The following is a 14,953-nucleotide window of genomic DNA, read 5'->3' on the forward strand; positions in this document are numbered from 1 at the left end:
TACAAGCAACCCTACCACAGAACGTTGAAATACAACTATTTAATATAGATTATTCAGTTATTAAAGAATAAGTTTGACTGGGTGGAAACAATAAATTCATTGCAGAAGGTTTTAGTTTAAAGTTACAACCTTTATCTTCAACTTTTCCATTTGCTAATCTTTTCATATTATAATCAACTGTAATTGCTCCAATATCAACCAATAATCCAAATTGATTTGCTAATGGATTCTTTGTATGAACAACTTTTTTATATAAAAAATGTTCTTTTTGACTAATCATTTTACTTTCAGCTTCAATCCAAAATGTTTCTTTATGCTTTGTAATTAATGTACTTTTTAAATCCTCTAATTTCCAAGTCAAAAAATCACCAATATTTGCTTTGTCTGAATTTTCAAAAAGATAGTCTAGCTCATAATCAGTTCTTAAAATTAACCCTTGTGCATTTCGTCCAGTAGCTCTGATGGTATTGTATAATCTAAAAATTCCATTTTCCCAATATCCAAATTCATCGAGTACTTGATTTCTATTCTTAAATTTACTTAATCCCCAATTTGGTATTTGGGCAAATAAGCCTTTTCTTGTGCCTTTATTTTCTCTTGCAGATTTTAACTCAATGCCTTTATAATCAGGATTTCTAGAAGAATTCATTTGAATTCCTAATAAATGTTCTAAAGTTCGCCCGATTGAAGTATCTGCCTGTAAAAGCGCTGGAACAAATCCATTGGAAGCTATCTTTCTTAATTTTAATAAAAGCTCATCACTAATCGCATTTGATATATTGTTAATCTCATTAACTAATTCTTTTATTGGATTTACAAGTGATGAATTCATTAAAGTTTCAATTGGAGTTTTAGTTAAATTTAAAACCCAAATTCTCTTGTCAAAGCTTATTAATGCTAAAATATCATTTGGACTACAATATTTTGCAATTCCATAAAACCAAATTCTTGGATCTCCGCCTTTTCCTTTGGCTTTAGGTCTATAAAGAGATGCTTTTGAATCAACAAACGAATCACTTGTAAGTATTATAGAATCAATTAAAACACCATTTTCTTTTGCTCCTTGTTTTTGAATTTCATAGTCGTGTAAATCATTTTCTTTTAAATAACTTCGTACAGAACCAGTTGCATCCATTATTCCTTTTTCCAAACCTGTTTTAGTAAGTTCAATTAATGAAACGGAAATCGCATTCTCGGCTAAAATCTTTATTCTATCAATCTCAATTGTGGTTAAATCTCTCATAAACGATTTATTTGATGTTCTTCAATATTTCCAGAGCTACCGCTCTAGCCATTAGTGGTGGAACTGCGTTCCCAACTAAAGTATATTGTGGAACTTCAAATTTACGTTTATTTCCTCCTGTAGAACGTTTTCCTTGAAAAACAAAAGAATCATCAAATGATTGAAGTCTTGCCATTTCTCGAACAGTCAATGCTCTTGGGTTTGAATAATGAATGTAATCGTCTGCAATTGTCATAATCGTTGAACTTTGTCCTTCAGGTTTTAAAACAGTATAACTTCTTTTATCGGATTCTAATCCAATTGCTTTAAGGTTTTCCTTTGCAGATTCGTAATTTCCAGATTTTAAAATAACATCCAACCTTTTTACAACATCATTATTTTGTTTGCTGGTTTTGTGGTTTTGTAATGGTGCAACTAAATGGGATAAAGTATTTTCGAGTTCCTCGAAACTTCTAACATAAAATGGATTCTTTGCATTTGCAAAACGTCCATTTAAACGCCCTTTTTTAGACCATTCTGAATAACTTAATCCATCATTTTCATTTGGTTTACCATCAATATTTCTTTTCTGAATTAATGATTTCATCTTTTCAGTAGAACCATTATATTGTGCTTTTAAATTAATTTTTTCATAATCAAATCTTTCATCATCATTTCCAACAAAATCTAAATCATAAATAGCTTCAAATACATTAACCTTTTCGTTATGTTTTACCGTTGCAGGAACATCATTTATCAATTTTTGGTCTTTTCTACATCCAATGAATAAAACTCTTTCTCTATTTTGAGGAACACCATAATCTGATGCTAATGCTACAAATGGTTGTTCAATGTTATATAGCCTTATTTTAGATAAAATAGTTTCAAATTCTTTTACTTTATTAGCTTTTATAACAAATAAATTTAAACCTTTAACACATTCATCAAAAGAGTAATCAAATATTTCAAGTGCTGTAATAATTTGTTTTACTTCATTAGAAAAGTTTTCATTTGGTTTTAAATTATTAAAAGAAGTATGTATCTTTTCAATAATTGTTTCTGGTTCAATTGAAGTTAAAAAAGAATCAAAATCATCTGCAAAAAAATCATTATCTACATTTGAAAAGGCTTTTTCATTAATTACTTTTTTCCTAATATATTCAAGCTCTTTAACACGTTTTAAAAGATTAAAACCGTGGCGAATTGTGCTGATGTTTTTATCAGTTTTACTTGTTTTGTAATCAACAATTTTTGGCGTTAATATTCTAAATTTATTTTCTAAGCTATTAATATAACTATTCTTTAAATTATCTAACTCTTTATCAGTAGCCTTTTCAAATTGTAAACGTAAATTGTAACATTCTAAAATAAAAGATTGCTCAATTTCTATTTTCTTAAGTTGTGTAACAAAAAATATAAGTTGATTGAATTCTTTCAAATCTACAATTGACCTAATTTCTTGCAAAATCATATCTTTAATTTTACCTTGTTCTTTTGTCAAAATTCCTTTGACATTTTCCATAACAAAATATTTCGGTCTTAATTGTCTAATTACTTTTAAATAATGAGCGAATAAATCATCTTTTTTATCAAACTTTTTTCTTTTTCCAGCCAAACTAAAACTTTGACAAGGTGGTCCGCCACAAACAATATCAATTTCTTTATTACCAATTTTCTTTAAAAAATTATCTAAAAAATCTGGTTCTGTAATATCTTGACGAAGAAATTCTGCATCTAAACCAAGTTGATAATTATATCTTGCCAAATGTGTAAGTTCACAATTTTCATTTATGTCGCTTGCTAATCTAAAATCGTAAAACTTGTTTGCATATTCTGCTTGAAGAAACCCTTCACTAAAACCTCCTGCTCCAGCAAATAGATCCACAAAAGTTACTTTAGACTTTGTTTCATATTCTGTTGGCGGTTCCGAAACAATGTTAATGTCGGTATTTTCTTTTCTACTATTAACCAATGATGCTATTTTTTCTTTAATTTTTTTGTCTGTAAAATTTGTATGTGGCTCATTTTCAAAATATTTTTCAACTTCGTGTTTTAAAAAATTTAAAAACTTATTTATTGATTTATATGAATATTCAGAATCCAAAACCAATTGATTGGAGCTATCCCAATCTTTCTTCATTATCTTTTCTCCAGTTGCAACTTTGATTTGCAAATCCTTTTGACGCAAAACAAGATGAATTGGAAATCTTTTGCTTTTATCAGCTTTATCTAAATAGAATTTGACATTTATCATATTACGGACACTTTTACGGATACGGACAAATTTACGGACAAATTTTAGACACACACAAGAAAAAAAGGATTTATTTTTTAGAAAACTACGAACAAAAACAAGTAAATTCGATATAAATAACAAGGGCAGCTTGTAGCGCCGGAACATCAAACTGTCTAAAAACCTCGGTTTTGAGTTTTTGTTATCGGACTTCTATCATTAAAAATCTCAAATAAGGAATTGTTAGAGACTTGTTTTAGGTTATTAGACAAACATATGTTAGCGTAAAGTGTTACGCAGAATGAACCTATAAAGTTGATGAAATATACAATTAAAATCCCTAAACCTTGTAATGAAAATTGGAGTAAAATGACTCCAACAGAAAGAGGTATGTTTTGTTCAAATTGTAGAAAAGAAGTAATTAATTACCAATATTATTCCGATAATCAACTTTTGAAAAGTTTAAATGAAAGTAAAAAAATTTGTGGAAGGTTTTCACCAAATCAAATTGATAAAGAAATAAGCCCATTAGAAACAAATCGTTTTCATCGAATTGGATTACTACTTGGTTTTTCATCTTTGTTTTTATCAACAGCTGTTTATTCACAAAATGAAAAGTCAAAAACAGAAATTATTGAAAATAAATCAAAGGATGAACTGAAACAAAAAAGCTCAGATGAGTTTATAGCGTTTTACGGCAAAATAATGGAGAAGCCTAGAAATAATGATGAGAACACCTACCCTATCCCAGGAGTCAATATTATTCAAAAAGGAACAAAAAATATTGTACAATCAAATTTTGATGGAGACTTTAAAATCAAAATTCCAATTGAAGATTTTGAAGATAAAGTTATTCTTGTATTTAATTATATAGGAATGGATTCAAAAGAAGTAGAAGTTTTTAAAACAAAAAACAACCTAAAAATAGAAATGATTTTAAGTGATTCATTGATGGGGGAAGTTATAATTGTCAAAACTAAGAAAAAAAATATTTTTACAAGAATTGGAAATCTATTCAAATAGAGAATACCAGCCACTCCTCTGTAAATCATCGTAAAGTTATCACAACTTTTGAGAGGGTTATATGTTGGTTATTTTAAGAAAAAAAACTCGTAAATTTATAACTTTAACAAAAGAATCGTTTATGATGAAATTTTGGATAATTGCAATATTGATTTTTGCTGCTTCAACTTACATTCTTTCGAAATTTACTTTGAAAGAAAACAGAAAAGAAACTGGCGAAAAAGTTTGGAAATATGGGTATGGACAATCTACGTATTGGCGAATTCTTTGTTTATGTAGTTTCGGAATAACAGTTGCAATAATGCTTGTTATGCATTGGATAGGAATTCCTATCCAACCGCGCTGATCTGCCACAAGCGTTAGCACAGTTTTACAAATTCTACTCAGAAAGTCAATATTAGGATTTCTGACTGAAACAATTACTATCGCTTTATGCTGTAGGATTGTTTACAAAATACATTTTCATCATCCCATGGTTTTTAACTTCAATTTCACCTCTATAATCACAATCAAAAATATCCTTAATGAGTTTATACGTGTTTTCGGATATATTAATTTTCCCGGGCTCTGAATTAGATTCCATGCGAGAAGCAATGTTTACTGTATCTCCCCAAATGTCATAGGCAAATTTCTTGGTTCCAACTACTCCGGCTACCACCGGACCGGAATTAATCCCGATGCGAATTTCAAAACGGGTTTCATTTAGTGGATTATTATTTTTTGAATCCTTAACAAAAGAGGCTATTTCAAAAGCAGCTTTTACCATTTTATAAGCATGATCTTCTGTTGAAAATGGCAAACCTCCTGCGCACATATAACAATCCCCTACAGTTTTGATTTTTTCTAAATCATACTTTTCCATGATTGCATCAAATTTCGAGAAATAATAGTCCACACTTTCTACCAATTTTTCTGGCGGTAGTTTTTCTGCATATTGGGTAAATGCCTCAAAATCGGTAAATAATACAGTAACCGATTCGAACCTTTTAGCAAGTACTTTGCCATTTTGTTTTAATTCATAAGCGGTTTCTTCAGGAAGAATATTTAGCAATAAGCTGTTTGACCGATTCTTTTCTTCTTCAATAATAACATTGGTTTTCTTTATGAATTTATACCGTCTGAACATCCCGAAAGCGAGTAAAAAAACCAATCCAGAGGAAATGGCAGAGGAAATGACAATAATTTGTCGGTTTTTTTTCCTTGATTGAGTAAATCAACTTCAATTTGTTTCTGGGAAACCTCAAAATTCGTTCGCAAATCTGCCATTTGCTGAACTGATTTAAGATTAGTGATACTATCCCGATAAATAATATGATTCTTATAATGCTTAAAGGATTCGACGGGATTTCCGGATATTTGATACAGTTCTGAAAGTTTGAGATTTGAATTACTTATTTGATCTTTCAAACCATATTTTTGGGCTAGCTCCAGACTTCTCTGCGCATAATTGAGCGCAACAGTCTGGTTATTTTGTTTTAAATAAATAGCTGACATGTAGGTCAGGTAATCTGAAATTGCATAATAATCCTTTAGTTCTTCCAGAATTTTTATGGCTTTACTTATATATTTCATAGCCAAAACATCCTTTCCCTGCTCAGCATATACCATTCCTATATTTCCTAAATTATAGGCAGTACCAATTAAGTAATCAGCTTTCTTGAAGATTTCACCTGACTCTTCAAAATTCCTTAATGCTAAATCATATTTCTTGTTTTTAAAATATTCATCTCCTGCATTTAATAAAGCTGACGCCAGCCCTATAAAATTATCCGTATTTCTCAATAAATCAATAGCTTTGTTGTAATATAAATAAGCATTTTTAGAATTCCCCATAACCGAATATACATCGGCAATAGAGGAATAAGCCATTCCTTGACCCGCACTATATTTTGCTTTGCTAGCGGCTGCTTCACTTTTAAAAAAAGCGTCTAAAGATTTATTTAAATCTCCTATAAGTCTGAGCTTATTTCCTTTTTGAAAATACCCTCTGTGCAGGTATAAATAGTTATTTTCTAACTTTGACAGCGCAATAAGTTCCTCAGCATATTTTAAGGACAACCTGAGATTATTCACTTCATTAAAAGATAAATTCCTAAGCAATTCTAATTTTTCAGCATTTTCAATATTCCCTCTTTGATAAATTTTCACAAGGCTGTCAGCAACTTTTTGCTCCTGGGCTAAAATACTTAAGTGCACAAAAAAAACAAAAAGAGAGACTTTAAAAGAATATTTAAAACTCAATTGCATTAGGGATTTATGGCTAATTTGGGATCGATACTAAATGTTTTAAACAAATTACCGGAATCATAAACACTAAAATTGATGTTATAAATATCCAACTGGTTGATTAAATTAGGGTCGTTTTTGACTTTGGCAGATGCGTTTCCTGACCTTCCTCCCGATCCATAAATAGTAGCATTGTCAAAAAAATTAACGTCATTGGATTTGGACTCATAATCAATACTATCGATTGCCACAGAATATCCCGAATCTCTTGAAACACCAACCCACTTTACATTATTATTGATAAACACATAGGATTTAAAATCTTCTAAAGTTCCATTTTGAGACCTTCCGGAATTATCATCGGATAATCTGCAACAACTATCAATTTGAGGTTGTGATGGATCATTCATTCCATAAAGAGTTGCTGCTTGAACAGTCAACGTGATTACAACAGGCTTTGCCATGATTACTATATTTAAAGGTTAATAAATTCTGATTCAGAAAACTATTAATTTAAAAATGGCTGGGGAAACCAAGAAATCAAGATTTGGAGGTAACAATCTAATTATAAGGTAAATATAACATATATTTTTAAAATAAAGTAGTATATTTAAAGGATTTTAATCCAAATTCATTCTTATGAATATTGAACACCAACCAATTGACTGGAAAGAAATATTTCATCCAAAAAATATTATTCTGAATTTAGTGGGCGTAGTATTCATTACATTGGCATTAAAAGGATTTATGATACCCAATAAATTTTTGGATGGCGGTATTATAGGCATCTCGATACTCACTCATGAAATCACTCATCTGCCATTTGGAATTCTTGTTTTAGGCTTAAACATACCGTTCTTGTTTTTAGGAAAAAAGCTGTTGGGAAAAACATTTGCCATTCAAAGTTTGATAACTTTTTTATTGCTCGCCGCAAGTATGACTTTTATTGATATTGATGCTGTTACCACCGATCGACTTTTGATTGCGTTGTTTGGCGGTTGCCTAATAGGTATCGGGATGGGATTGTGTATTCGGAGCGGATCCACTGCTGATGGTGTAGAAATTTTGGCCTTATTGACTACCCGAAAAATTGGACTCAACGTATCCGAAGTTATCTTTGGGATGAATACCTTATTATTTTTGGCTGCAGCCTGGTCTTTTGGCATTGGGACAGCATTGTATTCTATTGTCACTTATTTTTCAGCTATAAAATCACTCGATTATATCACGCATGGCTTGGAACAATATACTTCCTTGCATATCATTTCATCCAAAAGTGAAATTATTAAATCTTTGATTGTGAAAAAATTTGGGAAAGGAATCACAATAATTAAAGGGGAACGGGGTTACTTACCTGATACTTTCGATTTAAGAACTGACTGTGACATTATCATCACAGTCGTAACACGACTTGAATTGCTTAGAATCAAAGATGAGATAAAAAAAATAGACCCCAATGCTTTTATGTTTATCCAATATATCAAAGAAGCCAGCGGCGGAATTCTAAGAAATAAACAAAAACACTAATATTTGAAATACATGAAACAGGCTTCTTTTGGCTTAAAATCAGCCTCTTAAAATTCATTTCAAGAAAACGATTTCGTAAAATGGAAAAATTATGGTTTAATTTTCCATTTAATTTTTGAAAATTAATAATTATTATTAATTTTTATTTAATTTGCGAATCAATTCAATATACGAATAATGACTTCTATAACCAGACTTTTTGATTTTCCCTATTATCAACAAGATAAATATACTTCAATTCCAGATGCTTTAACAACAAAGCAAAACGGGGTTTGGATAAAAACTTCTACTCAAGAATATATTGCTAAAGCCAATGCAGTTTCGAGGGCGCTCTTGAAAATGAACGTTCAAAAAGACGATAAAATTGCCATTATTTCTACTAATAATAGAACCGAATGGAACATTATGGATATTGGTGTCTTGCAAACTGGTGCGCAAACCGTTCCTATTTACCCAACAATTTCCGAAGATGATTATGAATATATCCTGAATCATTCCGGTGCCGTATATTGTTTTGTATCGGATGCCGAAGTACTGCGCAAAGTAAATTTGATTAGAAATAAAATTCCTAATGTCAAAGAAGTCTATTCGTTCAACGAAATTGAAGGCTGTAAAAACTGGAACGAATTACTAATTCAAGGTGTTGATACTGGAAATCAAAGCGAAGTTGAGAATCGTAAAAACAACGTAAAAACAGAAGATTTAGCGACTATAATTTATACTTCGGGAACTACCGGAAGACCAAAAGGCGTTATGCTTTCGCATAAAAACATTGTCTCAAATGTATTAGACAGTGCTTCGAGAATTCCTTTTGAAGCAGGAAAAAGCCGTGCATTGAGCTTTCTTCCTATTTGCCATATCTTTGAAAGAATGATTTTATATTTATACCAATATTATGGAGTTTCGGTATATTTTGGTGAATCAATTGATAAAATTAGTGACAATCTAAAAGAAGTTAGACCAACTGTTATTACTGCTGTTCCAAGACTTTTAGAAAAAGTATACGATAAAATTTACGCAAAAGGCACAGAGTTGACAGGTATCAAAAAGAGTTTATTCTTTTGGGCAATCGATTTAGGATTGCGTTATGAACCTTACGGTAAAAATGGTTTTTGGTATGAGTTCCAACTCAAAATTGCTCGCAAACTTATTTTTAGCAAATGGAAAGAAGGTTTGGGTGGCAATCTTGATTTAATGGTATCAGGTAGTGCCGCTTTACAACCACGATTAGCTCGAATATTTGCTGCAGCAGAAATTCCAGTTATGGAAGGATATGGTTTAACCGAGACTTCTCCAGTAATATCCGTTAACGATATTAGAAATAATGGTTTCAAAGTGGGAACTGTAGGTAAAGTAATTGATAATGTCGAAGTGCTAATTGCAGAAGACGGTGAAATCCTTTGCAAAGGACCAAACGTAATGATAGGCTATTACAAAGATGAAAAGCTAACTAATGAAGTAATTACTGACGGCTATTTCCACACTGGTGATATCGGAATTTTTGACCAAGAGGGATTCTTGAAAATTACGGATCGCAAAAAAGAAATGTTCAAAACCTCCGGAGGAAAATACATTGCACCACAGTTAATTGAAAATACGATGAAACAATCCCGTTTCATTGAACAAATAATGGTGATTGGTGACGGACAAAAAATGCCGGCAGCTTTCATTCAACCAAGTTTTGATTTTATTAAAGAATGGGGGGTTATCCATGGAATTGATGTTGGAAAAAGCAATGAAGAAATTGTTACAAACGAAAAAGTTATTGCCAGAATTCAAGAAGAAATAGATAGCCTAAATGAAAAATTTGGAAATTGGGAGAAGATAAAACGTTTTGAACTTACACCTGACGTGTGGTCTATTGAAGGCGGACAGCTTACTCCTACTCTAAAACTGAAACGAAAAATAGTGATGGAGAAATATATTGATTTGTTTCATAAAATCTACAATTAGTCTTTAATAAAACTGTTCCGTTATGAAACTAAAAGTCTTGATTTGCTCCGTTATAAGTGTGTTCTTTTTTTCTAATTGTCAAGAAAAACCAAAGGAAGATTCCATAAAGGCAAATTATTTAGACTTTTCCAAACGTGATGACCAGCTGACTGGCGGTATTAAAATGATTCCAATTAAAACGCCTAAAGGCACTTTCAACGTTTGGACAAAACGAGTGGGCAACAATCCAAAAATAAAAGTGTTGCTATTACACGGTGGACCGGGATTGACGCACGAACTCTATGAATCTTTTGATGGGTATTTTCCAAACGAAAGCATTGAATACATCTATTACGACCAGTTAGGTTCGTATTACAGCGACCAACCTAATGACAACAGTTTATGGACCAATGAACGTTTTGTAGAAGAAGTTGAGCAAGTACGCATCGCATTAGGCTTAGACAGTTCTAATTTTTACCTGATGGGACAATCTTGGGGCGGAATCCTCGCAATGGAATATGCTTTGAAATACCAAAAGAACCTAAAAGGCTTGATTATCTCTAATATGATGGCGAGTGCAGCGGAATATAATGCTTACGCAAAAGACGTTCTGGCACCGCAAATGGATCCAAAAATCCTAAAACAATTGCAGGATATCGAGAATAATAATGATTTTGATAATCCAAAATACAGCGAATTACTGTTCAAATATTACTACACCGAACATGTTTTGAGAATGCCACTGGAGAAATGGCCAGAATCTATCAACAGATGTTTCAAGCACATTAATCCTAATGTATATGTGTACATGCAAGGGCATAGTGAATTTGGCATTACTGGAAACGCGACTCTTAAAAATTGGGATGTCAAAGCCAGACTAAAAACCCTGACGGTTCCTACATTGAGTATTGGCTCTAAATACGACACCATGGATCCAGAACACATGAAATGGATTGCTAACGAAGTTCAAAACGGACGCTTTTTGTTTTGCCCTAACGGAAGTCACCTTTCACAGTATGATGACCCAAAAACCTATTTTCCGGGCGTGATCAAGTTCTTGAAAGATGTGGATAGTGGGGAGTTCAGAAAAAAGTAAATTCCTTTAATCAAAAATAATATTTAGAAACTACTTCTATGTACAAGTATTAATTTGGTCTTCCCAATAAAATACCTCTCTACTATTTAAAACCTTACATTTTAAGGATAATCCATTTTCTATACAATCCATTTTTTTGCATAGTTGTCAATAAGACGCCGCTTAAAAATTTATAACCGGAATCAAAGAAAAATAGTAAAAGAGTCAACATATTTAGAACTTATTAAACAACAAAAATTTAATGGGTTCTGTTTTTTAAATAAATTAATAAGTTTAAGTTTACGCTTTTTTTTAGGTTATCAAAAAAATTATTTTTTTTTAATGTAAAACAAAAAATTTAGTGGATTTGAAAAATTCCTGGATCAATTTTAAAGTACATGACTTAAAAATGAGAAACATTATTTTACTGATTTTATTGCAGTTTTCTTCCCTTCTTTTTGCCCAGCCTGGAAGTTTAGACAATACTTTTGATAATGGTCCAAGTGCAATAACCTATGGAATTATTTATTCTACAATTATACAACCGGATGGAAAAATTATTGTAGGTGGTTCATTTTATTCTACAAGCGGCAAATGGGTCCTAAATTTAACTCGCTTGAATCCTGACGGAAGTTTAGATATGAGTTTTAACACTGGTACTGGAGCAAATGACACTGTAAAAGCCATAGTATTACAGCCGGATGGAAAAATTATCATTGGAGGCGAATTCTATAATTATAACGGCACACAAATAAACAGAATAGCCCGTTTAAATTCAGATGGAAGTATTGATACAAGCTTTAATCCCGGACAAGGTCCAAATAGTGATATACTAAATATTTCTCTTCAAAGTGATGGAAAAATTATTATTGGTGGGTATTTATATACCTTCAACGGTACACTTATCAATAGAATGGCACGGTTGAATACTGACGGAAGTTTAGATACTACATTTAACCTGGGTATAATCCCTACAAATTGGATTGAGCGCACACTTATTCAACCGGATGGTAAAATTTTAATTGCTGGAAGTTTTAATTATACTAATGGTAGGATTGCACGTTTAAACGCTGATGGGAGCTTGGATTCTAATTTCAATATTGGTAGTACAAATGGTCAGGTGGAAAGTATGTTGCTTCAACCCGATGGGAAAATTATTTTAGGAGGTCAGTTCTTGAATTTTAATGGTTCCGGGAAAAATAATATTATACGTTTCAATACAGATGGTAGTATCGATACTAGTTTTAATCCAGGTTTAAATCTGACACATGATAACGGTGGAGTTAAATTGATTGGTAGTATTTCAACAATGACTCATCAACCCGACGGCAAAATTATAATCGGCGGATGGTTTGATAATTTTAACGGTACAGTAAGAAATAATATAGCCCGTTTGAATGTAGATGGAAGTTTAGACCTAACATTTGCTCCAATTACAACAACGTCTACTTTAGATAGCGGTGCGGGTTTTAACGTTACTTCTTCTGCAATACAGTCTGATGGAAAAATTATTATTGGTGGTCAGTTTACTACTTATGATGGTATACCTACCAATATTATAATCCGTTTAAACAACAATTTATTACCCCCAATAGCTTTGGCACAGTCAGTTTGCTATAACGCAACTATTTCAAATTTAACTGCATTAGGTGCTAATTTGAAGTGGTATTCAACCTCCTCAAGTACCACACCTCTAGCTACAACTAGTATTTTAGTAGCAACAACTTACTATGTTTCCCAAACCGTGGGAGGAATTGAAAGTGAAAGAACGATGGTCCCTGTAACAATTAATACCCCAATAACACCAACTTTTACACCACAAAATGATATTTGTCCAGGAACAATACTTCAACCACTACCAACTATTTCAAACAATGGTATTTCAGGAAGTTGGTCACCTGCAATAAATAATACCAATACAACACTTTACACTTTTACACCTACAATTGGTTTGTGCGCCACTACTGCCACCATGACCATTACCGTAAATTCAAATATAATCCCAATATTTACTCCGGTAATGCCAGTTTGTTCAGGAGAAATAATAGCGACATTACCTACTACTTCAAACAATAACATTACAGGAACCTGGTCACCTTCTTTAAATAACAAGACTACAACCACCTATACTTTTACACCAAACAGTGGATTGTGTACCACTACTGCAACAATGACTATTATAGTAATGCCCTTGCCAGATATTGAACCAAATCATGATGAAATAATTTGTTCTGAAAATAATGACCCTATACAACTCAACGCTGGTTTGCTGTCAGGTTCTCCATCACAATTCAGCTATGAATGGTTTCGTAACAATCAATTGATACCGTCTGAGCAGGAATATTCCCTAAACATAAATGAGGAGGGCATTTACACCTGCAAAGTAAAAAACAAAACAACAGGATGTGAGAATACTAGAACCAATAGAGTGACTTATTCTAAAAAAATCACAATAGAGAAAGTGATAATATCTGATCTAACTGAAAACAATACTGTAACCGTTTTGGCATCAGGTATGGAAAATTCTGAATATAGTCTAGATAATCCAACAGGCAACTTTCAAGATTCTAATGTATTTGAAAATGTGGAACCGGGTATTCACACGGTCTATGTAAACGATAAAAATGGCTGTGGTGTTGTTTCTAAAACTGTTGCTTTAATCGGTGCCCCCCTTTACTTTTCTCCTAACGGAGATGGATATAATGATAAGTGGACAATAAAAGGAATAAATGAACTTTTCTTCAAAAATTCAAAAGTAAAAATTTTTGACCGATACGGTAAATTAATAAAAGAGCTCTCAGATGCTTCAAGCGAAGGCTGGGATGGTACATATAACGGATATCCTTTACCTGCTTCTGATTATTGGTTTGTTGCTAATATTGATGATGGCAGGATTATAAAAGGTCATTTTGCATTAAAGCGATAACAAATATTATAAACTATAATTGCTTTTTTGCAAAAAAATACCAATTCGGAATCCACAACCTTAATAAATTTTAATTTATTCCTTTCAACAATTATAATCTAAAAAACCCAAATCATTCTTCAATGCACGATTCGCGTGAGGGATTGAAGTGGCATCCTTTTATGTAGCCAGCGGAATAAAAGATACAACGGACAGCCCGACCCACAGTCTCGTCCATAAAGACGAGACTGTGGGACACGCCCAAAATAAATAGCATCTAACGCTTTTAGATTGACAACTATTTTATAGTTGGTTGTTTTTTAACACCTTATCCATTATTTTATTATTTTTAATACCTTTATTATGTTAACCAATAAAACCAAACATTATGAATGTAAAAAAATTTTTAGTTTCAGGTATTGCGGGTGGTATCGTCCAATTTCTTTTAGGATGGTTGTTTTACGGAATCCTATTTAAAAACTCATTCCCTACTGATGGAAATGAAAACATGCTATTTATATTTTTAGGATGCATGACTTTTGGATTTTTCGTATCCTATATTTTTACGAAATGGGCCGGAATTTCGAATGTAGCTTCCGGTTTTAAAGCCGGTGCAGTTATTGGATTATTCATAGCACTGTACACTAATTTCTTTATGAATTCTATGACATCTGCAATCAATTATCAAACTATAGGGTTAGATGTTGCAATTACAGTTATAATGGCCGCATTAGTAGGTGCAGTAATTGCTCTAGTGAATGGAAAACTAAAATAAAATATAAAAGCAACCAGTAAACTCCTCATTTTATG

The 14,953-nt window shown here is 32.1% G+C and carries 12 protein-coding genes; 7 read left to right on the forward strand and 5 right to left on the reverse strand.

Going from position 1 to position 14,953, the window contains the following annotated elements; translation table 11 throughout:
• Positions 1 to 49: 49 nt before the first annotated feature.
• Together ACXX80_RS00155 and ACXX80_RS00160 are read right to left on the reverse strand one after the other, a co-directional pair.
• Positions 50 to 1,243, reverse strand: coding sequence for an MvaI/BcnI family restriction endonuclease (locus tag ACXX80_RS00155; RefSeq protein WP_458551465.1), 1,194 nt, complete (start codon positions 1,241 to 1,243; stop codon positions 50 to 52).
• Positions 1,244 to 1,250: 7 nt separating this feature from the next.
• On the reverse strand, positions 1,251 to 3,599 hold the full coding sequence (locus tag ACXX80_RS00160; protein ID WP_458551466.1) for a DNA cytosine methyltransferase: 2,349 nt from the start codon (positions 3,597 to 3,599) through the stop codon (positions 1,251 to 1,253).
• Between the two features lie 225 nt (positions 3,600 to 3,824).
• On the opposite strand from ACXX80_RS00160, the gene ACXX80_RS00165 reads away from it, so the two are divergent.
• Both ACXX80_RS00165 and ACXX80_RS00170 read left to right on the forward strand, forming a co-directional pair.
• On the forward strand, positions 3,825 to 4,478 hold the full coding sequence (locus ACXX80_RS00165) for a carboxypeptidase-like regulatory domain-containing protein (protein ID WP_458551468.1): 654 nt from the start codon (positions 3,825 to 3,827) through the stop codon (positions 4,476 to 4,478).
• A 121-nt stretch (positions 4,479 to 4,599) separates the two neighbouring features.
• Positions 4,600 to 4,824 (forward strand): hypothetical protein, encoded by a 225-nt coding sequence (locus tag ACXX80_RS00170; protein ID WP_458551469.1) that lies wholly within the window; start codon positions 4,600 to 4,602, stop codon positions 4,822 to 4,824.
• An 84-nt stretch (positions 4,825 to 4,908) separates the two neighbouring features.
• Here the strand turns inward: ACXX80_RS00170 and ACXX80_RS00175 are convergent, their stop codons facing one another.
• The 3 genes from ACXX80_RS00175 to ACXX80_RS00185 form a co-directional block, all read right to left on the reverse strand.
• Positions 4,909 to 5,604 carry an adenylate/guanylate cyclase domain-containing protein gene (locus ACXX80_RS00175; RefSeq protein WP_458551471.1) on the reverse strand — a complete coding sequence of 232 codons (696 nt, stop codon included), beginning with the start codon at positions 5,602 to 5,604 and terminating at the stop codon, positions 4,909 to 4,911.
• The gene (locus tag ACXX80_RS00180; RefSeq protein WP_458551473.1) at positions 5,580 to 6,626 is read right to left on the reverse strand and encodes a tetratricopeptide repeat protein; all 1,047 of its coding nucleotides are present in this window, start codon (positions 6,624 to 6,626) and stop codon (positions 5,580 to 5,582) included. The genes ACXX80_RS00175 and ACXX80_RS00180 overlap by 25 nt, the downstream gene beginning before the upstream one ends.
• Positions 6,627 to 6,724: 98 nt before the next feature.
• Positions 6,725 to 7,168 carry a hypothetical protein gene (locus tag ACXX80_RS00185; protein WP_458551475.1) on the reverse strand — a complete coding sequence of 148 codons (444 nt, stop codon included), beginning with the start codon at positions 7,166 to 7,168 and terminating at the stop codon, positions 6,725 to 6,727.
• 175 nt (positions 7,169 to 7,343) lie between these two features.
• Here ACXX80_RS00185 and ACXX80_RS00190 point away from each other — a divergent pair, with 175 nt between their 5' ends.
• The 5 genes from ACXX80_RS00190 (at position 7,344) to ACXX80_RS00210 (ending at position 14,918) form a co-directional block, all read left to right on the forward strand.
• Positions 7,344 to 8,231: a YitT family protein gene (locus tag ACXX80_RS00190; protein WP_315208048.1), complete on the forward strand. Its 888-nt coding sequence runs from the start codon at positions 7,344 to 7,346 to the stop codon at positions 8,229 to 8,231.
• A 177-nt stretch (positions 8,232 to 8,408) separates the two neighbouring features.
• Positions 8,409 to 10,184 carry an AMP-dependent synthetase/ligase gene (locus ACXX80_RS00195; protein WP_458551476.1) on the forward strand — a complete coding sequence of 592 codons (1,776 nt, stop codon included), beginning with the start codon at positions 8,409 to 8,411 and terminating at the stop codon, positions 10,182 to 10,184.
• 22 nt (positions 10,185 to 10,206) lie between these two features.
• Entirely contained in the window at positions 10,207 to 11,259 is a 1,053-nt protein-coding gene (locus tag ACXX80_RS00200) for a proline iminopeptidase-family hydrolase (RefSeq protein ID WP_458551477.1), read from the forward strand.
• Positions 11,260 to 11,647: 388 nt separating this feature from the next.
• Positions 11,648 to 14,164: a T9SS type B sorting domain-containing protein gene (locus ACXX80_RS00205; protein WP_458551479.1), complete on the forward strand. Its 2,517-nt coding sequence runs from the start codon at positions 11,648 to 11,650 to the stop codon at positions 14,162 to 14,164.
• A gap of 367 nt (positions 14,165 to 14,531) precedes the next feature.
• On the forward strand, positions 14,532 to 14,918 hold the full coding sequence (locus ACXX80_RS00210; protein ID WP_458551480.1) for a hypothetical protein: 387 nt from the start codon (positions 14,532 to 14,534) through the stop codon (positions 14,916 to 14,918).
• The last annotated feature ends 35 nt before the right edge of the window (positions 14,919 to 14,953 follow it).

It is taken from the genome of Flavobacterium sp. GNP002, from assembly GCF_054343795.1.

Bases quoted from the DNA above. Each gene is read 5' to 3' on its own strand.
- ACXX80_RS00155 (WP_458551465.1), bottom strand. From the start codon at position 1,243: ATGAGAGATTTAACCACAATTGAGATTGATAGAATAAAGATTTTAGCC.
- ACXX80_RS00165 (WP_458551468.1), top strand. From the start codon at position 3,825: ATGACTCCAACAGAAAGAGGTATGTTTTGTTCAAATTGTAGAAAAGAA.
- ACXX80_RS00170 (WP_458551469.1), top strand. From the start codon at position 4,600: ATGATGAAATTTTGGATAATTGCAATATTGATTTTTGCTGCTTCAACT.
- ACXX80_RS00175 (WP_458551471.1), bottom strand. From the start codon at position 5,604: ATGTTCAGACGGTATAAATTCATAAAGAAAACCAATGTTATTATTGAA.
- ACXX80_RS00185 (WP_458551475.1), bottom strand. From the start codon at position 7,168: ATGGCAAAGCCTGTTGTAATCACGTTGACTGTTCAAGCAGCAACTCTT.
- ACXX80_RS00190 (WP_315208048.1), top strand. From the start codon at position 7,344: ATGAATATTGAACACCAACCAATTGACTGGAAAGAAATATTTCATCCA.
- ACXX80_RS00195 (WP_458551476.1), top strand. From the start codon at position 8,409: ATGACTTCTATAACCAGACTTTTTGATTTTCCCTATTATCAACAAGAT.
- ACXX80_RS00200 (WP_458551477.1), top strand. From the start codon at position 10,207: ATGAAACTAAAAGTCTTGATTTGCTCCGTTATAAGTGTGTTCTTTTTT.
- ACXX80_RS00205 (WP_458551479.1), top strand. From the start codon at position 11,648: ATGAGAAACATTATTTTACTGATTTTATTGCAGTTTTCTTCCCTTCTT.
- ACXX80_RS00210 (WP_458551480.1), top strand. From the start codon at position 14,532: ATGAATGTAAAAAAATTTTTAGTTTCAGGTATTGCGGGTGGTATCGTC.